Origin of the sequence: Andreprevotia chitinilytica DSM 18519, from assembly GCF_000711875.1 — a bacterium.
GTDB classification, from domain to species: Bacteria; Pseudomonadota; Gammaproteobacteria; order Burkholderiales; family Chitinibacteraceae; genus Andreprevotia; species Andreprevotia chitinilytica.
The window spans coordinates 120,708-144,315 of record NZ_JONM01000007.1 but is presented as its reverse complement, the minus strand read 5'-3'; the positions used below and the strand labels follow the sequence as shown (position 1 = coordinate 144,315).

The 23,608-nt window shown below is 60.7% G+C and carries 20 protein-coding genes; 12 read left to right on the top strand and 8 right to left on the bottom strand.

Going from position 1 to position 23,608, the window contains the following annotated elements; genetic code table 11:
• The first annotated feature begins 47 nt into the window (after nucleotides 1-47).
• A complete protein-coding gene (locus BR41_RS11220; protein ID WP_035056324.1) occupies nucleotides 48-917 on the top strand; it encodes a helix-turn-helix domain-containing protein in 870 nt (289 codons plus the stop codon).
• A 35-nt stretch (nucleotides 918-952) separates the two neighbouring features.
• Complete coding sequence (locus BR41_RS11215; RefSeq protein ID WP_035056322.1) at nucleotides 953-1,312, top strand: nuclear transport factor 2 family protein; 360 nt, start codon at nucleotides 953-955, stop codon at nucleotides 1,310-1,312.
• Between the two features lie 17 nt (nucleotides 1,313-1,329).
• Here the strand turns inward: BR41_RS11215 and BR41_RS11210 are convergent, their stop codons facing one another.
• On the bottom strand, nucleotides 1,330-2,340 hold the full coding sequence (locus BR41_RS11210; RefSeq protein ID WP_035056321.1) for a CAP domain-containing protein: 1,011 nt from the start codon (nucleotides 2,338-2,340) through the stop codon (nucleotides 1,330-1,332).
• Nucleotides 2,341-2,482: 142 nt separating this feature from the next.
• Nucleotides 2,483-3,067: a TetR/AcrR family transcriptional regulator gene (locus BR41_RS11205; protein ID WP_035056319.1), complete on the bottom strand. Its 585-nt coding sequence runs from the start codon at nucleotides 3,065-3,067 to the stop codon at nucleotides 2,483-2,485.
• Between the two features lie 236 nt (nucleotides 3,068-3,303).
• On the opposite strand from BR41_RS11205, the gene BR41_RS11200 reads away from it, so the two are divergent.
• Nucleotides 3,304-5,100, top strand: a complete 1,797-nt coding sequence (locus BR41_RS11200) for a GGDEF domain-containing protein (RefSeq protein WP_211251724.1) — start codon at nucleotides 3,304-3,306, stop codon at nucleotides 5,098-5,100.
• Between the two features lie 41 nt (nucleotides 5,101-5,141).
• Here the strand turns inward: BR41_RS11200 and BR41_RS11195 are convergent, their stop codons facing one another.
• Nucleotides 5,142-6,257, bottom strand: coding sequence for a response regulator (locus BR41_RS11195; RefSeq protein WP_051710734.1), 1,116 nt, complete (start codon nucleotides 6,255-6,257; stop codon nucleotides 5,142-5,144).
• Nucleotides 6,258-6,424: 167 nt separating this feature from the next.
• Between BR41_RS11195 and BR41_RS11190 the strand changes: the two genes are divergently transcribed.
• Complete coding sequence (locus BR41_RS11190) at nucleotides 6,425-6,772, top strand: hypothetical protein (protein ID WP_156970660.1); 348 nt, start codon at nucleotides 6,425-6,427, stop codon at nucleotides 6,770-6,772.
• A gap of 76 nt (nucleotides 6,773-6,848) precedes the next feature.
• Here the strand turns inward: BR41_RS11190 and rpsT are convergent, their stop codons facing one another.
• The gene (gene rpsT, locus BR41_RS11185) at nucleotides 6,849-7,112 is read right to left on the bottom strand and encodes a 30S ribosomal protein S20 (RefSeq protein WP_035056313.1); all 264 of its coding nucleotides are present in this window, start codon (nucleotides 7,110-7,112) and stop codon (nucleotides 6,849-6,851) included.
• Between the two features lie 266 nt (nucleotides 7,113-7,378).
• Here rpsT and BR41_RS11180 point away from each other — a divergent pair, with 266 nt between their 5' ends.
• On the top strand, nucleotides 7,379-7,882 hold the full coding sequence (locus tag BR41_RS11180; RefSeq protein WP_035056310.1) for a glycine zipper 2TM domain-containing protein: 504 nt from the start codon (nucleotides 7,379-7,381) through the stop codon (nucleotides 7,880-7,882).
• A 104-nt stretch (nucleotides 7,883-7,986) separates the two neighbouring features.
• Here the strand turns inward: BR41_RS11180 and BR41_RS11175 are convergent, their stop codons facing one another.
• Nucleotides 7,987-10,008: a UvrD-helicase domain-containing protein gene (locus BR41_RS11175; protein WP_035056307.1), complete on the bottom strand. Its 2,022-nt coding sequence runs from the start codon at nucleotides 10,006-10,008 to the stop codon at nucleotides 7,987-7,989.
• Between the two features lie 479 nt (nucleotides 10,009-10,487).
• Between BR41_RS11175 and BR41_RS11170 the strand changes: the two genes are divergently transcribed.
• From BR41_RS11170 to BR41_RS11140, 7 genes are all read left to right on the top strand, one after another.
• Nucleotides 10,488-13,961 (top strand): transglutaminase family protein, encoded by a 3,474-nt coding sequence (locus BR41_RS11170; protein ID WP_035056304.1) that lies wholly within the window; start codon nucleotides 10,488-10,490, stop codon nucleotides 13,959-13,961.
• 253 nt (nucleotides 13,962-14,214) lie between these two features.
• On the top strand, nucleotides 14,215-16,770 hold the full coding sequence (locus tag BR41_RS11165) for a circularly permuted type 2 ATP-grasp protein (protein ID WP_035056301.1): 2,556 nt from the start codon (nucleotides 14,215-14,217) through the stop codon (nucleotides 16,768-16,770).
• A gap of 193 nt (nucleotides 16,771-16,963) precedes the next feature.
• The gene (locus BR41_RS11160; RefSeq protein WP_035056299.1) at nucleotides 16,964-17,854 is read left to right on the top strand and encodes a transglutaminase family protein; all 891 of its coding nucleotides are present in this window, start codon (nucleotides 16,964-16,966) and stop codon (nucleotides 17,852-17,854) included.
• 316 nt (nucleotides 17,855-18,170) lie between these two features.
• On the top strand, nucleotides 18,171-19,523 hold the full coding sequence (locus tag BR41_RS11155) for a YdgA family protein (protein ID WP_035056296.1): 1,353 nt from the start codon (nucleotides 18,171-18,173) through the stop codon (nucleotides 19,521-19,523).
• Nucleotides 19,524-19,857: 334 nt separating this feature from the next.
• The gene (locus BR41_RS11150) at nucleotides 19,858-20,199 is read left to right on the top strand and encodes an ArsR/SmtB family transcription factor (RefSeq protein WP_245615853.1); all 342 of its coding nucleotides are present in this window, start codon (nucleotides 19,858-19,860) and stop codon (nucleotides 20,197-20,199) included.
• Entirely contained in the window at nucleotides 20,196-20,645 is a 450-nt protein-coding gene (locus BR41_RS11145; RefSeq protein WP_035056290.1) for an SRPBCC family protein, read from the top strand. The genes BR41_RS11150 and BR41_RS11145 overlap by 4 nt, the downstream gene beginning before the upstream one ends.
• A 126-nt stretch (nucleotides 20,646-20,771) precedes the next feature.
• Nucleotides 20,772-21,230: a carboxymuconolactone decarboxylase family protein gene (locus BR41_RS11140; RefSeq protein ID WP_035056287.1), complete on the top strand. Its 459-nt coding sequence runs from the start codon at nucleotides 20,772-20,774 to the stop codon at nucleotides 21,228-21,230.
• Nucleotides 21,231-21,336: 106 nt separating this feature from the next.
• Here BR41_RS11140 and BR41_RS11135 read toward each other — a convergent pair whose 3' ends face one another.
• The 3 genes from BR41_RS11135 to BR41_RS11125 are packed head-to-tail and all read right to left on the bottom strand — an operon-like array spanning nucleotide 21,337 to nucleotide 23,313.
• Entirely contained in the window at nucleotides 21,337-21,624 is a 288-nt protein-coding gene (locus BR41_RS11135; RefSeq protein ID WP_035056284.1) for a type II toxin-antitoxin system RelE/ParE family toxin, read from the bottom strand.
• Nucleotides 21,614-21,856 carry a hypothetical protein gene (locus BR41_RS11130; protein ID WP_035056282.1) on the bottom strand — a complete coding sequence of 81 codons (243 nt, stop codon included), beginning with the start codon at nucleotides 21,854-21,856 and terminating at the stop codon, nucleotides 21,614-21,616. Before BR41_RS11130 ends, BR41_RS11135 begins: the two co-directional genes overlap by 11 nt.
• A gap of 50 nt (nucleotides 21,857-21,906) precedes the next feature.
• Nucleotides 21,907-23,313, bottom strand: a complete 1,407-nt coding sequence (locus BR41_RS11125) for an efflux transporter outer membrane subunit (RefSeq protein WP_211251723.1) — start codon at nucleotides 23,311-23,313, stop codon at nucleotides 21,907-21,909.
• Between the last annotated feature and the right edge of the window lie 295 nt (nucleotides 23,314-23,608).

Below are 23,608 nucleotides of genomic sequence, written 5' to 3'. Positions count from 1 at the left end.
AAATCAGGGCTTTGCTTGCCTTATTGTCTGTCCATCAAGGAGTTGCGATGAATTATCTCGATCAAATCCAACGCGGTGTCGACTATATCGAGGCCAATCTCGATCAGCCCATCGCCATTGCCGAGGTGGCGAAAGAAGCGAATATGAGCCAATGGCACTTTCAGCGCATGTTCAAGGGTTTGACCGGCGATACGGTCAAGGACTATATCCGCTCAAGACGATTCGGGCGGGCGCTGGAGGTATTGCTCAATAGCGATAGGAGAATCATCGATATTGCCTTGGAGGCTGATTTCGAAACGCAGGAAAGTTTCTCAAGGGCTTTCAAAGCCGCATTTGATATATCGCCGGCACAGTATCGTAAAGCAGGGAAAAAGTACCCGTTTCCGCCAAAGGTAAAATTCGATCAGGATTATCTGGCGCATATCAATAAGGGCTTGGATACCGTCCCCGAAATGTATGCGCAACAGGCAATGAACTTTGTCGGAATGCGGACCAGTTTCTTCGGTACGGACTCAGAGCGGAATAACCTGGCTGAGAAACTGCCGCCACTATGGCAGCAGTTTATTCCGCGGCTATCCGAAATCAAGCACACGGTAGGTGGCCTATGTTATGGCATCGTCCGGCAGCTGAAAGAGAATAGTGATGAGCTGGAATACTTTTGTGCGATTGAAGTGACGGCGATTGCGGATATCCCTGAAGGGATGGTGGCAATCAAGAATCCAGCATGTACCTATGCGAAGTTTACGCATCAGGGAGCGGTTAGGTTCATTGACGATACCGTCAATTATATTTACTCGACCTGGCTGCCGCGCAGCGGAAAAAGGCATGCCTATCTGGCTGATCTGGAGTTCTATGGCGCAGGCTATGACCCGGTTTCTGCTGAATCAACAATGCATTACGCCATTCCTATTGATTGAGTACGTGTGATAGACCCAACCAAGGAGTAAGCAATATGAATAACGATTTCAAAGCGACATGGGAAAAATATACCGCCACCTGGAAGATGACGAATCAAGCTGATCGGTTGGCGGTGTTTTCAGATGTGCTGGCCGAAAATGCCGTTTATACCGACCCGCTGGTACAGGCAAAATCATGGAATGAGCTGATTGCTTATATGGAGAATTTCCATCAGCAGATACCGGGTGGCCATTTCGTGACCACTTACTTCTTGGCGCATCATCAAAAAAGCATTGCCAACTGGGAAATGAAAACGGCTGACAACATCACGATCGGCACCGGCACCAGTTATGGCGAATATAACGATCAAGGCAAATTGATCAGCATGAATGGATTTTTCGAGAATCCGGCCTGAATGCTGAGAGGTTGCTCTTAGTCCTTGAAATCGATCCGTTGTTCTTCGCCCGTCACCGGATCGCTCACGCGGATATAGGGGTTCTTTTCGGTTTTCTTCGCCCGCACGGTGTTGTGGGCGATCTGCAGCTTATCGAAACCTTCGTACACATAGGCCGCATCGCCAGAGAACGTGTGGGCGGTCAGTTTCAGCTCGCCGTGATCGATGCTCGCCTTCACATCCAGATGGGCCAGCGTATCGAACGACCAGCTCAGCGTGGTTGGCTGGTGGTCGATCTGGCCGGTGAAGCGCACGGTGTAATGGGTGCCGGGCTTGAGGGGCGCATTCGGTACCAGCAGCACGAAGTTGTCTGGTGCATAGGGTAGGGCGTCGCGGACGAGCAATTGGGCCGGGAGCGGCGTGTTGCTACCGGCTTCCACGACGACGAAGGTGGTCACATCGATGCTCGCCCCGGCCTGCAGCGACACTGGATAACCCACCGCCTTGACGCCGAGCGGCACCGGGTCGGGTACTTCATGACCGGCAGGCATCAGTGGCGAAACGGGGATGCTTTCGTTCGGCCAGCCGATCACGCCCTGTTGTTCGCTATCGATGCCGATATCGATCACCCGTGCGCCGGGCTGGCCCATGGCGGCCGATGCGCCGTAGCGGATGCCTTGCGGGTCGAGCAACAGCTTGCGGTGAAACGGTGCGCGCAGCAGATCGCGCATGGCGTCGTCGCCATCGGGGATGCCAGCGGTGATGACTTCGGAGCAGAACGGGCTGTAGCCCGCCTTGTCGCAACGCTCGGACGGCGTGGCGGCGAAAAAGCCGTCGGTGTTGCCGGTTTCAAGGTGATCGATGCGCTTGCGCGGCGCGATATAGGCCGCATGCAAACCGGCGGAGCGTGCCAAGGCTTCGTTTTCCAGCAGCGGTTGTAAACCACTGCGGGTGCGAATCTGGTTCAGCAGCGCGATGCCATCGTTGTCGGCAGCCTGCGCGGCAATAGGGCCGAGTAGCAGCAAGGCGACGATGACGGCGTGGCACATGATGAAGACCCAAGGCACAGTTGACGTTGGTGTGAATAATCACACCACTTAATGATAGGCTCGTTATGAGCCTCGTCACACGCCGAATGGCGGCTATTTCCCAGCACGCCACCGCCGCGAAACAAACGTCAACAACGCCTGATCAGGCGATCTGGAACCGGCTGGTGAACTCGCTCGGCGGCGGCAATTGATCAAGCAACCATTGCACGGCAGATACCAAGGTATTGCGCTCGTAATCGAGGCTGAAACGGTGCATACAGGCACCGTGCAGCATGAAGCGCAGGGCCAGCACGTCCGGCGAGATGTCCTGGTCGGCCCGCACGCCAAACAGACGGTCCAGCGCGGTGAGGAGGATGGGGTTGGTCCGCTCGGCCAGCTTGGTGTCGCCGCGGGCGGCCATCCAGACTTCGAGGATGACAACGGCGTTGGATTGGACCGGGTCATGCAGCACCCCGTACAGCATCAGGTAGATGCGTTCACGCGGGTCGCGCGGGCCGGCGGCGGCGAGCTCATTGCTTTGCCGCTCGATCAGTTGTTCGATCAACATCGGCAGCAGGTCGTAGCGGCCGTTCGGGTAGTGATGGCGCAGTGCGCCGCGAGTCAACTTGGCGCGTTCGCAAATGCGCGCTTCACTGAGTGCGGCGTAACCATTTTCGGCGATGAGTGCTTCGGCTGCGCTGAGTAGCGCCTGCTGAGTTTGGGTTGAGCGTTGGATTTGGGTTGGCATGTAGAGTGGTTCTAATGTAGGTATTGGGGTTTTCCCTAGTATGATAGATACTGCCTTGTTTGCTTACAAGCAGAATCACTATTCCCTGATATGGTGCGTTCAGCTCGGGTTCGCTTACAGATTTTTTGTGATCTTGCTGTCGATTCATCTGCTGATATAGATGAATCGACCCAATTGTCACTCCCCGGTAACGGGCGCTGGCTAGACTCGCTGTTTTGTTGCCCCGGATGCCTGCCATGCCTGAATTGCCTGAGTTGCAAAGCTTGCGCTGCGACCTGGAAGCCGTTCTTGCAGAGAACCGGCTCTCCGCGCTATTTCAACCGATCGCATCATTGAATGACGGGGAGTTGTTTGGCTATGAGGGGTTGATCCGAGGGCCATCCGCCAGTTTTCTGTATTCACCGATCAATCTCTTTCGCAGTGCCGAGGCGCTGGGCATGCTGCCGGCGCTGGATCTGGCCTGCCGCCGCGTCATCATTGCGGCCTTCGTGGCCGAGCGTTTGCCGGGGCGCTTGTTCCTGAACGTGTGCCCAAGCTGCGTGACCGCGCCTGATTTTCAGCCGGGCGTAACGCTGGAAATCCTGCGTTCGGTGGGCTTGCCGCCGCAGCGCGTGGTGATCGAGCTGACCGAAACCCAGCCCACGCATGACTACGCGCTGCTGAAGGATGCGTTGCTGCATTACCGGGAAATGGGGTTTCAGATCGCCATCGATGACTTGGGCGAGGGTTTTTCCAGCCTGCGTTTGTGGTCCGAGCTCAAGCCGGACTTCATCAAGATCGACAAGTATTTCGTGCAGGGTGTGGCGAGCGATGCGCAAAAGCGCCAGTTCGTTCGTTCGATCCAGCATATCGCCCTGAATACCGCGACCCGCGTGATTGCCGAGGGCATCGAAACGCCGCAAGAGCTGGATGTGGTGCGGCGCATCGGCATCGGCTTCGGGCAGGGCTATCACATCGGCCGACCCCACGCGCATCCATCGCGGTTGTTGTCGCTGGATCTGGTCGAGCAAGACAGCGCGAAGGCGCTCAATCCATGCGCCAAGAGTGCCGGCAGCCTGTTGGTGGAAGCGCAGACCGTTTCGCCGACTGAACGCGGCGAGGCCGTTTGCCAGTTGTTTACCCGCTCACCGCAGCTGTATGCCTTGCCGGTAGTGGAGGACAACCGCCCGGTCGGCCTGTTGAAACGCCATGATGTGCTGGAGTTCTTCGCTCGCCCGTTCACGCACGAGCTGTATGGCAACCGCCCCTGCCAGGGCTTGATGGACGCCGCGCCGCTGATCGTCGAAACCTCGATGAGCCTGCAGGAATTGTCGCTGCTGGTGACGGCGGCCGAGCGCCGTTATCTGGCTGATGGCTTCATCATTACCGAGCATGGCCGCTATCTGGGCATGGGCACCGGGCACGATTTGATGCGGGCGATCACCGAGCTGCAAATCCGCGCCGCACGCTATGCCAATCCGCTCACCCTGCTGCCTGGCAACGTGCCGATCCAGGAGCAGATCGATGCACTGTTGGCGGAAGGGCGTGCCTTTACCATTGCCTACTTCGATCTGGATCATTTCAAGCCGTACAACGATGTCTACGGCTACGCCAAGGGTGATGCGGTCATCCAGCTGGTCAGTGAGCTGCTACTGGGGTTTGCCGATACGCAGCATGATTTCGTCGGCCATATCGGCGGCGACGATTTCGTGATGCTGTTCCGTTCGGCCGATTGGCAGGCGCGGTGCGAGGCGTTGTTGCAGGAGTTCGACCGGCGGCGTGTCGAGCATTTCGAGCCCGCGGACTATGTGGCTGGCGGTTACTGGTCGCCAGATCGTCGTGGCGAACAGCAGTGGCACAGCATCGTCAGTTTGTCGGTCGGGGTGGTGGAAGTGGCGCCGTCGGAATACAACTCGCATCACGAAGTGGCTGCCGTTGCCGCAGCGGCCAAGCGCTGTGCCAAACGCTTGTCGGGATCGAGCTTGTTCGTCGAGCGGCGCAAGGCCAAATTCCCTGCCGGGGATCAGACGCCAGCGGTGAAGCTGGTCGGATAAGGGCCGGGTAGCGGTCATTCTACGGCCCAGAGCACCCCAGGTCAGCGGCGCTCGAATCGCTCCAGATCCCAATTCAGCGCCAATTCCTCATTGGCGAGCTTGAGCAGCGGCAGCAGGTTCTTCATCAGGTGCGCCACGTGCGGGCGCACTTCATCCTCGCGTCCCTTATGCAGCATCAACACCGCTTCCGCCAGTAGCGGCGCGGCGATGTGTCCAGGCCCTGGCGTTGGGACGATCACGCGGTTCTGGCCGGCTTCGGCGTAGAGCCGGTCGGATGCGGCGGCAAACAAGCCGGCGGCATTGTCTTGCGCATCGTGCCCCGAGTTGGCGGCGGCGATGCTGGCCGTGACGGATACCAGCTCATCCCGATAATGCACGCGTGCACCGGCAATGGCCTGACGCAGCCGCTCGCCGAGAATGCGTGCTTCGTTCAACGAGGTGCTGGGCGAGATCACGGCGAACTGCGGCCCTTCCACGTGGGCGAGGGTGTCTTCGCGGCGCAGCTTGGCACCAAGGTGCTTGGCGAGCAGCCCCAGCATCTGTTCAGCCAGACGTACGCCCAGTTTGTCCTGCAAGGCTTGGTAGTGATCCACCTCGATCAGCAGCAGCGTCACTTCGCTGTGATGACGATGGGCGAAGGCCATGGCTTGCTCGGCCTGCAGCATCAACAGGTGGTGCGTGCCCGCGCCGGTGTGGTCGGTGGTCGAGGTGGCGGCCTGTTGCAGGCGAGCAGCCTCCAGTTCCTTCTGGGTTTGCGCGAGCTGGATGGTGGCCGTGACGCGCGCCAGCATTTCGGCGCGGTCGGTCGATTTGGTGATGAAGTCATTCGCGCCGAACTCAACGCAGCGTTGCTTGGTGGCTTCGTCTTCTTCGCCGGAGATGATGATGATCGGCAGTTGCATCAACCGGGCATCGCCGCTGCCGCGAATACGTGCCAGCAAGCCCAGGCCATCCAGCTCCGGCATGGTCAGGTCGGAAATCAGTAGCTGCAGGCCCGGTTCGGCTTGCAGGCGACGCCAGCCGGCTTCGCCGTCGGCTTCTTCAATGACGTCGTAATCAGTGGAGAGATGCTTCTTGACCGTCGCGCGGACGATGCGGGAGTCATCGACAATGAGGACTCGGGGCAGGGCGGCGAGTTCGGTAGCGGCTTCCGTCATGGCATCAGGGCTCTTATGGTGCTTCGTATGCAGTGTTTGGAATCTAGCACAGCGGCCCGGTATTTGGCTTTACGCGTGACTCACAAACCCGTTGGCGGTTTGCATCGATGTGCCTGGCTGGATAGCCGGCGCTTGTGATTCGCGAAGCGGGTGATAAGCTGATTCACATGAAAAAACATCCGCTCCAGCTCAGCCTGGCCCCGCTTGCCCCGCGCGAAATCGATGCGGTATTGCGTGAGCTGGCTCGGCTGCGCCATCCCGTGCTGCGCGCCTTGCGTCAGCCCCATCCGCAGGGCTGCTTGCTGACTGTGGATCTGGAAATCGAGCTGAGTGACGAAACCCCACGCTGGTTTGCCGAGCGGCTGGCAGCGCATTTGTGGCTGGCCATCGGTCGCTTTGTGCGGATCAATTGCTGGTTTGATGATGGCAATGCGACTGCAGACGGGGTGTGGCTGCATTTTGAGGAAACGGACTACCGCACCTTGATGCCGGCGTTCCGGCTGTCGCGGCGCTGAGTCAGCCGGCTCCAAACGGCAGGCAATAAAAAACCCGACCGAAGTCGGGTTTTTTTATCTTCCAGCCAACAACGAATCAGGCAAGAGCCTTGATCGCAGCGGACAGACGGCTCTTATGACGAGCTGCCTTGTTCTTGTGGAAGATGTTTTTGTCGGCGATGCTGTCGATCACGCTGACGGACTGTTGGAACACAGTCTGAGCCGCAGCCTTGTCGCCTGCTTCGATAGCCTTCAGCACCTTCTTCACTGCGGTGCGGAATGCCGAACGCTGGCTGGCATTGTGTTGGCGGGCTTGTTCAGCCTGACGCGCACGCTTGCGAGCTTGGGCGCTGTTAGCCATGTTTTAACTCCATTCGGATTTGAATTGTACGGACCCGGCTTGCCGGGAACGGCACACTCGGAAACCCGCGATGATAACTGCTTGACCCTGTCAATGCAAGGGCGACTACGGCAAAACGGTGGGCCTTCAGCGGGCGTGATGTTGCCGGATGTAACGCCGGGTTCCCAAAAGAACACGGTGTCAGCGGTGGGTAGGCGGTAGCCGTTGAGACGGTATGGGCGATGTATATGACATATCGCCGTACTCAAGCTCAGGGGAGCCGCAGCATGAAAACCATCAAATCGACGATTGCCATTGTTCTTGCACTGAGCGCCGCAGGCAGCTTCGCGCAGGAGTTCTACGATAACGCACGCGTGATCAGCAGCAATGCCATCGTTGAGCGCGTGAACGTACCGCGCAAGGAATGCTGGACGGAAAGCCGCGAGGAACGCGTGCCGGACAACGGCAACGGCACGGCCGGCACCATCATTGGTGGCGTGCTGGGCGGCGTGATCGGTCACCAGATCGGCGGCGGTCACGGTCGCGATGTCGCTACCGTGGGTGGTGCGATTGCTGGTGCCATGATCGGTAACCACGTCGCTACGCAAGGGACGCAAGGACCGCAGTATGCCGAACGTGAAGAGCGCCGTTGCCGTCAGGTCGATGCCTGGCAAGATCAGGTGACCGGTTATCAGGTCAATTATGAGTATCGCGGTCACACCTTGACGACGACCATGCCGCAACAACCGGGCTCGACGATTCCGGTGCGGGTGGATGTATCGCCGCGTTAAGGTGATGTAGCCCGGACGGCTTGCCGGCCGGGGTTGCGATGCTTGATAAGGTGGCGACCCCGGCCGGTGAAACCGTCCGGGCTACGGTGAGGTTTGCACGCCAATCACGGCGTCAGATTGAACGGACTCTTTGCCGATAGATTCGCCATCAGCATGCTCGCCCGGTCATGGTTCGCCTGCCGGCTTTCCGCTGTCTGCGGCGTATTGGTAGAGAGCCGCCCCTCGAACACCACATCCTCGGTCGACATCTCCTGCAGAAAACGACTCGGATCGACGATCTGCCATTCACCGGCGCGTTTGCGCTTGCCGCAGTAGGTGATCGTCAACGTGCGCTGGGCGCGGGTGATGGCCACATACATCAGCCGCCGTTCTTCCTCGACCATGCCGGTTTCGATCGAGTTGGCGTGCGGCAGGATGTCTTCCTCGCAGCCGATCAGGAATACGTGTGGATATTCCAGCCCCTTCGACGCATGCAGGGTGGTCAAGCGCACGGCATCGACTTCCTCTTCGTCGCGGCCTTCCAGCATGGTGATCAGCGCGATGGTCTGTACCACCTCGATCAGCCCTTTGCCTTTTTCCTCGCCGTATTTGCCGACCCATTGCAGGAATTCGAGCACGTTCTTCCATTTCGATTCGGCTGGCTTGGGGTCGTCCGAGTCATACAGCCACGTCTCGTAATCGATGGCTTCCAATAGCTCGCGCAGCAACGGCCCGGCCGGTTCGCGCAGGGCTCGCTGTTGCATGCGGCCGATGAAGTCGCAGAAGGTTTTCAGCGGTTCGTACTGCTGGGCCTGCACCTGCCAGATGAATCCTTCCTCGCTCGCTGCCTGATACAGCGAAATCTGCCGTTCGGTGGCATAAGCGCCGAGCCGCTCCAGCGTCATATTGCCTACGCCGCGCTTGGGCACAGTCACGGCGCGGATGAAGGCCGGGTCGTCGTTCTCATTGGCGAACAGCCGCAGATAGGCCAGCACATCCTTGATTTCGGCTTTATCGAAAAAGCTCTGCCCGCCGGAGATCACATAAGGAATCTTGTGCGTGCGCAACGTGGTTTCGATGATGCGCGCCTGATAGTTGCCGCGGTACAGGATGGCGTAATCGGCAAAGCGGGTGTTGTGCAGAATTTTGTGGTCTTGCAGGCGGAACGCGACCATTTCCGCCTCGTGTTCTTCGTTCTTGGCCTCGATCACCCGCACCGGGTCGCCAATGCCCAGGTCCGACCACAGCGTTTTTTCGAACAGCTTCGGGTTGTTGGCGATGACGGCATTGGCGCATTTGAGGATGCGTGCCACCGACCGGTAGTTCTGCTCCAGCTTGATCACGTGCAGCTTGGGGAAGTCAGTCTGCAGCAGCCGCAGGTTCTCCATATTCGCGCCACGCCAGGCGTAGATCGATTGGTCATCGTCGCCCACGGCGGTGAACTGGCCGGTGATGTCGGTCAGCATCTTCACCATGTTGTACTGGGTGGTGTTGGTGTCCTGATATTCGTCGATCAGCAGATAGCGCAGGCGCTGCTGCCATTTCTTCAGCACCTCGGCGTTTTGCTCGAACAGATCGACCGGCAGGCGGATCAGGTCATCGAAATCGACCGCCTGATAAGCAATCAGCGTGTCTTGATAGATGCGATACACGCGGGCCAGATGCAATTCGCCTTCCGATTCCGCCATCAGGATGGCTTTCTCGGGCGAGATGCGGTCGTTCTTCAGCAGCGAGATGCGGCTCACCGCCGAGCGGATCAGTTGTTTATCGGTCGTGGCGAGCGTATCGCTGATGATCTTGCCGGCGTCAGCGCTATCCAGAATCGAGAACTGCGGCTTGTAGCCCAGATGTTTCGCTTCTTCGCGCAGGATGCGCATGCCCAGGCTGTGGAAGGTCGAGACGGTCAGCCCGCGCAGCCGCGATGCCTCCATCAGATGACCCACCCGCTCGTTCATTTCCCGCGCCGCCTTGTTGGTAAAGGTAATGGCCGCGATGTTGCGCGCATCCATGCCGGCCTTTTCGATCAGGTAGGCGATCTTTTGCGTGATCACGCGCGTTTTGCCCGAGCCGGCACCGGCAAGCACAAGGCAGGGGCCATCCAGATACATCACGGCGGCACGTTGAGCGGGATTGAGTTTATCGAGCATGGCATAGAGGGGGCGAAGTGGCCGCCATTTTAACTGCTAGTGGTCGAGGGGCGGGGGCGATTCGCCAGCCGGTATAAGTCAGGTGAGTGGCTTGTGGGGTTATCCCCTCTCCCGCATGCGGGAGAGGGTTAGGGTGAGGGTGCTTGCAAAGGTCGATGTATTTGGCACGACCCTCTCCCCCGGCCCCTCTCCCACTAATAGCTGAGCAAGGCTAAAGCCTTGCACGCGAGGGCGAGGGGAGCTAACTGTTCCGGTGCACCGCCAGCCCAATCTGGTGCAATCCCACCAGCAACCAGCCCCCAAACACGACATTTGCACCAATTTCGTCATGGCACATGCCTTGCTTCACCGGACCGCCTATTCTCAAACGCCTCGCTGGTTTTCTTATCACTGTCATTTAAATGTGATTCGCTCCATGCCAGTTGGATTTCGCGCCTTTCCAAACTACCCGTTCCTAACTCGCGCCCAAGGAGACGACCTTGCCCATCCACGTCGCGTTGAACCACATCACCCACTACCGCTATGACCAACTGATCGAGCTGGGCCCGCAAGTGGTGCGCCTGCGCCCGGCGCCGCATTGCCGCACGCCCATCCTGTCGTACTCGTTGCGTATCGAGCCGGCTGGCCACTTCGTCAATTGGCAGCAAGATCCGTTTTCCAACTACCTCGCCCGGCTGGTGTTCCCGAACAAGACCCGCGAATTCAAAGTTACCGTCGATCTCGTGGCCGAGATGTCGGTCTACAACCCGTTCGATTTCTTCCTCGAACCGTCGGCGGAAAACTACCCCTTCGGTTACGACAACACCCTCAAGAAAGAACTGGCGCCGTATCTGGTGAAAAGCCGCCTGACGCGCCGCTTGAAGGCGTTTCTGGCCGACGTGAACGTCAAGGAACAACGCACCATCGATTTCCTCGTGGCGCTCAATCAACAGGTACACGACGCCGTCAGCTATGTGATCCGGCTGGAACCGGGTGTGCAAACGCCGGAGCAAACCCTCGCGCTGGGTTCCGGCTCTTGCCGCGATTCCGCCTGGTTGCTGGTCAACGCGCTGCGCCGGCTGGGGCTGGCGGCGCGATTCGTCTCTGGTTATCTGATCCAGCTCACGGCGGATGTGAAGGCGCTGGATGGTCCATCCGGCGCGGAGGCGGATTTCACCGACTTGCACGCGTGGTGCGAAGTCTATTTGCCCGGCGCGGGCTGGATCGGGCTGGACCCGACCTCCGGCCTGTTCGCCGGCGAAGGCCATATTCCGCTGGCGTGCTCGCCCGAGCCGGGCAGTGCTGCGCCGATTACCGGTGCGTTGGACGAATGCGAGGTGGAGTTCAGCCACCACATGGCCGTCACGCGGATTTATGAATCGCCCCGCGTCACCAAGCCGTACACCGATGAACAATGGGCGGCGATGGTCGCGCTCGGGCATGCCGTCGATCGCGATCTGGTCGCGGGCGACGTGCGTTTGACCATGGGCGGCGAGCCGACGTTTGTTTCGGTCGCGGATCGCGATGGCGCGGAGTGGAACACCGATGCGCTCGGCCCGACCAAGCGCGGCTTCGCCACCGAATTGGTGCAGAAGCTGCGGGCGGAATATGGCGAAGGCGGCTTCCTGTATTTCGGCCAGGGCAAGTGGTATCCCGGTGAGCAACTACCGCGCTGGGCCTTGTCGATTTTCTGGCGTGCCGACGGTCAGCCGTGCTGGCAAGACCCGTCGCTGTTCGCCGATGAGCGCGAGCCATCCAGCTACACCGAAGCCGATGCCGAGCGCTTTATCGGTACCTTGGCCGGCAAGCTGGGGCTGGACCCGAAATATGTGATCCCCGGCTACGAGGATGCCTGGTACTACCTGTGGCGCGAGCGCCGGTTGCCGGTCAACGTCGACCCGTTCGATGCCCGGCTGGACGACGAAATGGAGCGTGATCGCCTGCGCCGCGTGTTCGATCAGGGTCTGGATCGCAAGGTGGGCTACATGCTGCCGATCAAGCGTGCTGAAGCGACCGCGCTGACTGGCCCGGCCTGGATTACCGGTTCCTGGTTCGTGCGCGACGAGCGCTTGTATCTGATCCCTGGCGATTCGCCGATGGGCTACCGCCTGCCGCTGGATTCGCTGCCGTGGGTGTCGAAAGCCGACTACCCCTATCTGATCGAACACGACCCATTCGCGCCGCGCGCGCCGCTGCCGGATGCTGCGATGGTCACGGCGCAGTATCGCGGTGTACCGGTTGCTGGCGCGATGGGTGAAGCGGCGGACACGCTGCATCCCTCGTTGGCACGTGGGCGGGCTTTGGCACTGACCATGGCCAAGGCGGCGCATCAGGCTGGCTTTGTCGGCTCGCTCGGTACTGGATCGGGTGACCCAGCAGGTGAACAGCCGGAAGAGGGAGCCAACCAGGCTGACGAGCACGCCCCGGAACGCTTCCAGTCCGCCGGCTGGATCACCCGCACCGCCATGTGCATCGAACCGCGCAATGGCGTGTTGTATCTGTTCATGCCGCCGCTGGCCGCGCTGGAGGACTATCTCGATCTCGTGGCTGCCGTCGAAGCGACCACTGCCGAGCTGGGCGTGAAGATCGTCATGGAAGGCTACCCACCGCCGCGTGATCCGCGCCTGAAAATGCTGCAAGTCACGCCCGACCCCGGCGTGATCGAGGTCAACATCCACCCGGCTGCCAGCTGGGACGAGCTGGTCGACCACACCGAATTCCTCTACCAGGCTGCGCACGAATCGCGGCTCTCGACCGAGAAATTCATGGTCGATGGCCGGCATACCGGTACGGGCGGCGGCAACCACTTCGTCCTCGGTGGCGCCACGCCGGCCGATAGCCCCTTCCTGCGCCGGCCGGATTTGCTGGCCAGCCTGATCGCCTATTGGCACAACCACCCGTCGCTGTCCTATCTGTTCTCCGGCCTGTTTATCGGCCCCACCAGCCAGGCCCCACGGCTGGATGAAGCGCGCAACGATCAGGTCTACGAGATCGAACTCGCCTTCGCCGAATTGCGCAGCCAACTGGCCCGCACCGGCAAGGATGCCCCGCCTTGGCTGATCGACCGCGCCCTGCGCAATCTCTTGATCGACGTGACCGGCAACACGCACCGCGCCGAGTTCTGCATCGACAAGCTGTATTCGCCGGACAGCGCCACCGGCCGCCTCGGCCTGCTGGAACTGCGCGCCTTCGAAATGCCGCCGCATGCGCGCATGAGTCTGGTGCAGCAGCTGTTGCTCCGGGCACTGGTGATGCGTTTCTGGAACCAGCCCTACACCACCAAGCTGACCCGCTGGGGCACCGAGCTGCACGACCGCTTCATGCTCTCCACCTTCGTGCAGATGGATTTCAACGACGTGATGACCGAGTTGAACGAAGCGGGTTACGCCTTCGACGCCGCCTGGTTCGCGCCGCACTTTGAATTCCGCTTTCCGCAGATCGGCACGCTGGCGGTGCAGGGCATCGAGCTCGAACTGCGCAACGCGCTCGAACCGTGGCACGTGATGGGCGAGGAGGGCATGGCCGGCACTACGGTGCGGCACGTCGATTCATCGCTGGAGCGGCTGGAGATCAAGGTGAGCGGCCTGAACGGCAACCGCCACGTGATCACCGTGAACGGCCAGGCCGTGCCGCTGCAACCTACCGGCCGCGTTGGCGAATATGTGGCCGGTGTGCGTTACCGCGCATGGCAGCCACCTTCCGCCTTGCACCCGACCATCGGCGTGCACGCGCCGTTGACCATCGATGTGGTGGATAGCTGGATGCAACGCTCGCTCGGCGGCTGCCAGTATCACGTCGCGCATCCGGGCGGGCGCAATTACGACACCTTCCCGATCAATGCCTACGAGGCGGAAAGCCGCCGGCTGGCACGCTTCGTTCAGCTTGGCCACACCGCTGGCCGAATGGAGGTCGAACCTGCAACACCAAGCCGCGAGTTTCCGTTCTCGCTCGATTTGCGGCGGCGTGACGCGTAAGCTGCTGCTTTCAAAGCATGTTTAGTATTGAATCCAAACCCCGGGCGATACCCGGGGTTTGGGTTTCTCCCCTCGCCCTCGCGTGCAAGGCTTCAGCCTTGCCCAGCTATTAGTGGGAGAGGGGCTGGGGGAGAGGGTGGTGGCTACGGCAGCTGCATATTCGCCACCCTCACCCTAACCCTCTCCCATAAATGGGAGAGGGGATGATTCACAGCAAGTTGTGACTAAGCGTTTTTGATTCCAATTGAGCCGAATGAGCAACAACCTCGCCTTCCCCTTCGACGACGATGCCAGTTTCGCCGCCAGCATCAGCAACCTTGCCGTGCCAGTGCGTTCCGGGCATTACGACGAGTTGCGTGCGGCGGGCAGTCTGCGCGAGCCATACCGGCGCTTCTTCGAGACGCTCGGCAGCGAGGGGATGGACGATCTGGAGCGGCGGCGGCAGGCGGCGGCCAAGCAGATTCGTGATAACGGCGTCACCTACAACGTCTACGCCGATGCCAATGGCCCATCGCGGCCGTGGTCGCTGGATTTGCTGCCCTTTGTGCTCGACGCGGCCGATTGGCAGCAGATCGAACACGGCGTCGCGCAGCGTGCCTCTTTACTGAACGCCATCCTCGCCGATGCCTATGGCCCGCGGCAGCTGTTGCACGCCGGTCTGTTGCCGGCCGCGCTGGTGCAGGGGCATCCCGGTTATTTGCGGTCGCTGGCGGGCTATACGCCGCCCGGCGGCGTGTATCTGCACATCGCCGCCTTCGATCTGGCCCGCGCGCCGGATGGCCGCTGGTGCGTGGTGTCGCAGCGCACCCAAGCGCCGTCCGGCCTGGGCTATGCGCTGGAAAACCGGATGATCGTGGCGCAGCAATTCCCCAAGGCGTTTCGCGAGCTGCGGGTGCAGCATCTGGCCTCCAGCTACCGAAAGCTGCTCGATACGCTGTACAGCCTGAGCCCTGCCGGCACCTCGCCCGATGGCGCGCCGCGCATCGTGCTGCTGACCGCCGGGCCGTACAACGAAACCTATTTTGAACACGCTTATCTCGCCCGTTATCTCGGCCTGCCGCTGGTTGAAGGCAGCGATCTGACGGTGCGGGACGACAAGCTGTACATGAAGACGCTGTCCGGTCTGGAACCAGTGCAAGCGGTGCTGCGACGGCTGGATGACGATTTCTGTGATCCGCTCGAACTGCGGCCGGATTCCACGCTTGGTGTGCCGGGCCTGTTGCAAGCGGTGCGGGCCGGCAATGTGTTGGTGGCGAATGCGCTCGGGTCGAGCTTTCTGGAATCGCCCGGCATCCTCGCCTTCCTGCCCGGCATTGCCGATCACCTGCTGGGCGAGCCGCTGGCGCTGCCGTCGCTGCCGTCGTGGTGGTGTGGCGAACAGGCGGCGATGGAAGAAGCGTTGCTCGATCTGAAACGGCACGTGATCAAGCCGACCTACCCACGCCAGGCCACGCAAACGCACTTTGAACCGGTGATGTGCGCCAGCACGCCGACATCGGCACTCGCCGGCTGGCAAAGCCGCATGCAGATCAACCCGGAGGCTTACACGCTGCAGGATTACCTGCCGCTATCGCAAGTGCCGACCTGGACCGAGCAACGGCTGGTGCCGCGTGCCGCGATGGTGCGGGTGTTCGCCATTGCCGACGGCAACGGGCACTGGAGCGTGCTGCCGGGCGGGCTGACCCGCATCGCCAGCCGCGATCAGCAAATCGTCTCGATGCAGCATGGCGGCAGCAGTCTGGACACCTGGGTGCTGACCGAGGGCGAGGTCGATACCTTTTCCATGTTGCCCGGCAAACTGCGGCCGGAAGACCTCGCCAACCGGCGTGGCGTCATCTCCAGCCGTGCCGCCGAAAACCTGTTCTGGATGGGCCGCTACGCCGAGCGGGCCGAAACCGGCGTGCGCTTGGCGCGGCTGGTGCTCGATTGGCTCAATGCCAACGAACGGTTGCCGGCTGATTTCATCGCCACCGTCAGCCAGCTCTGTCTGCGTGCTGGTCTCGTGCCGGTCGATGCGCCGGAGTTGGCGGCCAATCCTTGGGCATTCCAGCAGAAGCTGATCGCCGCCTTGGGCGATGCCGATGGCGCAACCAGCGTGGCTTTCAACCTCGATGCCTTGGCGCGTTCGGCGGCGCAGATTCGCGATCGCCTATCACCCGATCACGCCCGGCTGGTGCTTGCGCCCAACGCGCCGTTCGCCAACTGGGCCGAGCGTGCCGGGCCGGAGAGCCGCGACCCGACCACCGAAGCCATGACCGCGCTCGATCAGCTCGCCATCGATCTGGCCGCCATCAGCGGCGAACAAGCCGACCGCATGACGCGCGACGATGGCTGGCGGTTGCTGACCATCGGCCGCCATATCGAACGCCTTGCCGCCATGAGCAGCGCGATGTCCGCCGCCTTCCATAGCGGCACACCGCATGGCCCGGCGTTCGATTTGCTGCTGGGTGTGTTCGACAGTGCCATCACTTATCGCAGCCGCTATCAGCGCCACGAAGAAATCCCGGCGTTGCTCGATCTGCTGGCGCGGGAAAAGGACAACCCCCGCTCGCTGCGCTTTGTATTGCGTGTGCTACGGCGAGAGTTGGGCCGCTTGCCGACCCTGCCTGGCGTTGCGCCATTGACCGAACTGCTCCCGCTCGGCCGCCCTGATCTGGCTATGCTCTGTGAGAAGGACAGCAACGGTTATCACCCTGCCTTGATTGACTGGACCCTGAAATTGCAACGTACGGCCATGCAGTTGTCCGATGCGATTGGCTTGCGGTATTTCAGTCATACGCATGATGTGAATCAGACGTTTTTGATTTAGGGGGCGGTACACGTAGCGTCAAGGTGTAGTTTTTGTCCCCTCTCCCACTTGTGGGAGAGGGTTAGGGAGAGGGTGCTTGCATAGGTCGCTGCATGTTGCACGACCCTCTCCCCGGGCCCCTCTCCCACAAGTGGGCGAGGGGAGATAGGTTGTTTCGAAGAACCGTTTGCTTAAGCGATTACCATCAATCCCAATGCCAACCCAGCTCTACGTCGCCCACGAAACCACCTACCACTACGCCTCGCGGGTCGATCTGGCCCAGCATCTGGCGTGGCTGGAGCCCGTGTCGCAGCCGTGGCAGCAGCTGGAAAGCTGCGCGCTGACCATCACCCCGGAGCCGGCGTACCTCTCTCGCGTGACGGACTACTTCGGCAACACGCAGCATCGCTTTTCCATTACCGCGCCGCACGATGCGCTGTGCGTGAAGGCGGAAAGCGTGGTGTCGCTCAGCCCGCGCTTTACCAATGTTGATCCTGCCGCCAGTCCCGCGTGGGAAGCAGTCCGCGCTGCCATGCATTTTCAGGTGGGCATGCCGTTCGCGCCGGAGTCCGAATTCGCTTACCCGTCGCCATTCGTGCCGCTGCTGCGACAACTGCACGATTACGCGCTGGCATCGTTCATGCCCGAGCGGCCACTTTTGGATGCCGTGCTTGAACTGATGCATCGCATCCACCGCGAATTCACTTATGCCGCCGCCAGTACCGAAGTCTCGACGCCCGTGCTCGAAGCGTTTAATGCCCGCATGGGCGTGTGTCAGGACTTCGCCCATATCATGATCGGTTGCCTGCGGGCGCTGGGCTTGCCGGCACGCTATGTCAGCGGTTATCTGTTGACCGACCCGCCACCGGGCCAGCCGCGCTTGCTCGGGGCCGATGCCTCGCACGCGTGGTTATCGGTCTGGTGCCCGGTACATGGCTGGGTTGATCTCGACCCGACCAACGACGTCGTGCCGACCTGCGCGCACGTCGTGGTGGCGGTGGGGCGGGATTATGGTGACGTCACGCCGTTGCGCGGGGTGATTCAGGGTGGGCGGGATCACACGCTGGACGTGGCCGTGAGTGTGTTGCCGCTGGGTGGAGTTTGAAGCCATGTAGGCCGAGTCATTTGACCCGCGCGGGCAATGCATCTCTTGCACGCGGATGTTGCGGGTTACGCCTCGTGGCTAACCCGCACTACGAACGGCGCGCCTTTTCTCTACTGGATTGCGATATCAAATCCGCACCGATTCGAGGTTCCATATCGCAATGCAGCATCCTGATTTGCCATCGCCATTCAAAAACTGATAACTTCCGAAAGTTTTAAGACATGCCAATGTCTGCGTAAACCCGCCGACGCAACTCATTCAATTACGACGCGAGCGTGCTGTTACCCGCTTGCGATCAAATCAGGGATCAGCACTCATGAGCACAGCAATCAAGGCCATCGTGGCCATCATCGCATTGGGCGGGGCAGGCTTCGCCGGTGCCACGTGGTACGCCGGCCAGAAGGTGGACGGCAAGTTCGACAAACTCTCAGACCAGCTCCATCACTATCAGATCGTCAATGTGGTCAAGCGTGATTTCCAGAGGGGCTTCTGGCGCTCCACCGAGACCGTGACTTATCGCATTGGCTGTGAAGGCGCACCTGCCACCGGCGCGCACCCCTTTCCGATGGCCGAGTTGACGATCCGCAACACCATCCACCACAACCCGCTGGCGATGAGCATCGATTCCGAGATCGTCTACAGCAAGGAAGCGCAGGAAGGGGTGGACAAGATCTTCAAGGGTAAGCAGCCGCTTGCTGTCCACACCGCGATTGGCCTGAGCGGCGATATCGTCACCGAAGTCACCAGCCCGGCGGTCAGTTACACCGAAGCCGGCCAAGGCACCTTCGACTGGAAGGGCTTCACCGGCACGGTGAAATACGATCAGGATTTGAGCCGCATCCAGAGCAAGCTGAACATCGCCGGCTTCGATGTGAAGCACCCGGAAAAGAACGACACCCTGCACTTTGGCGCGGTCAACTTCGAGGGCGAGCAGACCAAGGCGCCGGAAGGCATTTATGTTGGCAAGCAAGCGATGACGTGGGATGGCTTCGGCGCCAAGATGATTACGCCGCAGGGCCGGCCGCTGGACTTCAGCGTGGGTAAAACCGCGCTGCGTAGCGACACCAGTATCAAGGATGGCTTGGTGGCCCTGGTGGCGAACGTCGACGTCGATAGTGTGATCGTTCATGACAAGAAGGTCGGCTCGCTGGCGATGGACTATCAGGCGGATCGCATCGATGCCAAGGCAATCAAGGCATACAACGATCTGACTTGGGAGCAAGGATTTCTGCAGTGCCAGCTCGACCCCAAGCAGAATCAGGAGCAGATCAAGACGATGGTCGTGGCGTTGCTCAAGCAAGACCCGAGCCTCAAGATGGGCCTGAAGCTCAAGACCCCGGCCGGCGATGGCACCTACCAGCTGGATGTCGCCAGCAAGGACGTCAAGCAGGAAGACTTCGGCAACCCGGCAGCCCTCCTGCCCAAGGTGAATGCCACGGTGGCCGTGCAAGTGCCGCATGAACTGATCAACTACATGATCACCGAATTCACCCCGGAAAGCGCCGCTGGCTCCCAAGCCATGGTGGACGCCGTGCTGGAACAAGGCACCGCCAAGGGCTTCGTTGAAAACGACGGCAAGCTGATCAAGGCCAAACTGGTGTTGAAGGGCGGCCAGATGGAGCTGAACGGCAAACCCACGAGCATTGCGCAACTGATGGCGCAGCGCTAAGCCGTAGCGAAGTTGCTGCCGAAACAAGCCCAGCCAAGTGCTGGGCTTGTTTTATTTGTGCGGCGGTTTGAGTGATGGCCGGGCAGCGATGGGTATCGCATGCTCAACCCGTCCTGCAATGGCGGCCCATGTAGCCCGGACGCATTCTGCAGCCGGGGTTTCCACGTTCTCGACCCGTTTCACCCAGTCCGAGTCTACTGACGAAAGCGATCCCGTCCGGCTACGGGTAATTCGCCTGTCGGCATGCCGATCCCCCTCCCAACCCGCTATCCGCCTCAATTCACAATAAGTGATCGCTTTTTTGTATCACCTCACGCTTGCCAATATATAACTGGTGAGTTATGTTTTTGATATGCAAGCCACTCATGACGACATTTTCAAGACTCTCGGCGACCCGACCCGTCGGGCGATCTTCGAACGCTTGGCCCGCGACGGGGAACAGACCGTACGTGCCTTGACGGACCAATCCGGCGTCTCGCAGCCAGCGGTCTCCAAGCACCTGGGCGTACTCAAGCTCGCCGGGCTGGTGCGCGATCGGCCCGAAGGCCGCCTGGTTTACTACAGCGCCGAGCCGCAAGGCCTGGCACCCCTGATCGACTGGATGAGTTTCTACGGCGCCTTCTGGCGTGACCGGTTCGATCGCCTCGAAAACCTGCTGGATAGGATGGACCAATGACACTGACCGCTACCGCCACCACTACGCGCACCCTCGTTGTCGAACGGGAGATCGCACACCCGCCGGAAAAAATCTGGCGCGCACTCACGCAAGGCCCGCTGATCGAAGATTGGCTGATGGCCAACGACTTTTTGCCGGTCGTGGGGCATCGCTTCACCTTCCGCACCGCACCCGTGCAGCACTGGAACGGCGTGACCGATTGTGAAGTGCTGGTTGTCGAGCCCAATGAACGGCTTGCCTATAGCTGGAATGCCTCAGGCGACGAAGCCCCGAACGGGCTGAAGACCATCGTCACCTGGACGCTGGCGCCGACCGACCGTGGCGTGCTGGTGCGCATGGAGCAATCCGGCTTCCGCCCGCAAGACGAGCACAACTACCAAGGCGCGAACTACGGCTGGCAGCGTTTCATCGCTGGTCTGGAACGCGTGGTGGCCGGGCTGGGCTGATCCGCAACCCCGCTAGAAAAGACGTGTTCTTTGGCTGGCGGGTATAGCCCCCGTCCCGAGCAAGCTGATTCCGTTGCAGTTGTACCTTGAGCCTCGTCCCTGAAAGACCCTTGGAGAAGACCCATCATGCAAGCACGAATGACCAATCCGGCAATGATCGTTCCCGACGCCCTGCAAGCCCTGATCGCGCTATCGAAAGCCACGAACAAGGCCGGCGTGCCGGCTCTGACACTCAACCTGGTTCATCTGCGCGCCAGCCAGATCAACGGCTGCAGTGTCTGCGTCCACATGCATGCACGCGACATGAAGAAGGCCGGCGATACCGATGAGCGCCTCGCCACTGTGGCTGCCTGGCGGGATGCCCCGTACTTCACCGACGCCGAGCGCGCCGCGCTGGCCCTCACCGAGGCGCTTACCCGGCTCAGCGACCGGGCGGATCAGGTACCGGACGAGCTCTGGCGCGAAGTCACCCGGCATTACGACGCAGAAGCACTCGGGGCTTTGATTCTTTCGATCTCCCACGTCAACCTCTGGAACCGTCTGAACATCGCGACCAGGCAGGTTGCGGGTACGGATTGGGGCTGAGCGGTCACGTAGGATGGGTTGAGCTTGCGATACCCATCGCCCATGTTGAACGAGGCGGTATGGGTATCGCTTCGCTCTGCCCATCCTACGAACTTGGGGCTTTTTGTTAGAGTCCAGAGCGCCAGCCGATGCCGCGCGCCTGATGAACCACGCGAATCACCTGCACAACCTCTTCATTGGCTCGGTAAACGATCAAAAAAGGAAAGCGGCTCATCACGTAGCGATGACGGCCATCCGCAAATCGCTGGTAGGCCAATGGGAACGCGTGAATGTGGCGAAGTGAGGCAAGAATGGCGACGCGAAATCGATCTGCCAACGCGTGGTCGACGCTGGCGTAATAGACGGTTTGGTCTTCAATGTCCTGCGCGGCCCGCGCGGATATCTCAAGCCGCATTCGGCTGGCTGCCGGTGACAATGGCTTGCAAACGATCTTCGAGTTGCTGAAGGCTGATGCTGGGCGACGTCAGCAAGCTTTGCTCACCTTCTTCGATCTGCTCTCGAAGCCATAGCTCATATTCCAGTCCTTCGGAAACCAGCCGTTCCAGCACAACATCGAACGGCTCGCCGGCATGCTGAGCGAAGCCTTCAACCCGCTGGGCTAACTGCGAAGAGAGATGGATGGTCATAACCAGCCCCTTGATTCAACGATGGTCCAAGTTTACATCGCTCTTGCCACTCAAGGCTTCGTGGCTAGCGCATCCACCCGCCATCCCCCTCCCAACGCCTTGATCAGCAACACACTGGCCGACCATTGCCGCCCTTGCAGTTGCAACATGCTGCGCTGGCTGGAGAGCAACGTTGCCTGCGCGGTGGCGACGTTCAGATAGCTGGTGGTGCCGGCCTTGTACTGGTTGAGGGCGAGCCGGGCGGAGTCCTGGGCGGCGGTGACGGCGGCGGTTTGGGCTTTGGCTTCCTGTTCCAGAATGCGCAGCGTGGCGAGGTTATCTTCGACTTCCTGCAGGCCGCCGAGCACGGTTTGCCGATACGCCGCGACGGTGTTGTCGTAGTTGGCCTGCACCTCTTCGCTTTGCGCTTTGCGCAGGCCGCCGTCGAAAATCGTTTCCGCCAGCGCAAGACCGAGCGACCAGATTTGGCTCGGCGCGTTGAACCATTGGCTGAGGCTGCTGTTCTGGAAGCCGCCCGACGCACTCAACGTCAGCGCCGGGAAGAACGCGGCGCGGGCGACGCCGATGTTGGCATTGGCGGCCGCGACCTTGCGTTCGGCGGCGGCGATGTCCGGGCGGCGTTCGAGCAGGTCGGACGGCACGCCGGCTGGCACAGCCGGCAGCGTGGCCGTGACGGGGGCTTTGGCGAGGGTGAAGTCGGCTGGCGCCTTGCCGATCAGGATGGCGATGGCGTGTTCGAGCTGGGCGCGCTGAATGCCCAGGTCGAGCTGCTGCGCTTGCGCCGACTGCCATTGCGTTTCGGCCTGCGCGACATCGGCACGGGTGACGATGCCGGCGTTGTACTGGTTCTTTGTCAGTTGCAGCGATTTGGCATAGGCGGCCACTGTCTGGTCAAAGAGATCTTGCTCGGCATCGAGCACGCGCAATTGCAGGTAGTCCTGCACCAGTTCGGCCTGCGCGCTCAGTAACGCACCAGCGAGACTCGCGGTGCTGGCCTGGCTGGTGGCTTCGCCCGCATCGACCGTGTTGGCGACCTTGCCCCACAGATCCGGCTCCCAGCTGGCATCGAGCGAGGCGTTGAAGTTGTTCTTGACGATGCCGTTGCTGCCGCCACTACCGCTGCGATTGTCCGATACGCCTGCCGAGACCGTCGGCCAGAAACCGGCGTGTGCGGCTTGAGCGGCGGCACGCGCCTGGCGGTATTGCGCCTCGAACTGACGCACGTTCTGGTTGTTGAGCTTCACTTGCGCAACGAGATCGTTCAGCGCCGCGTCGCCATAAATCTCCCACCAATTGCCGCGTGCCTGCAGGTCTTGCGGGTTGGCGAGCTTCCAGCCGGCGTTTTCCTTGAAGGCGGCCGGGAGCGGCTCCGACGGTTTTTGATACGCCGGACCGGTGGCGCACGCGGAGAGAATCGCGGCGACGGTGGCGAGGAGAAGAGGGGATTTCAGATTCATGGTCATGCTCTTTAGAACGGCAGCCTTGGAGGCTGCCCTCACAATTTTCGAGGTCATGGTTCCCCCCTTCCACGAAGGGGGGCTAGGGGGGATTTCGACGACAGTTCAAATGTCACCGATGCTGAAATTTTCCGGTGAGAAGGTCGAGATAAAAGCTGGCAGTGCCTGCGCAATGGCAACTTCTTGATTTGGGAAGTGGGTTCTTGGGTTAGAGCAGCTGAAACTGGAGATATTGCAGAAATCCCCCCCAGCCCCCCTTCGTGGAAGGGGGGAGCAAAAACTGCTGCCTTTGGTG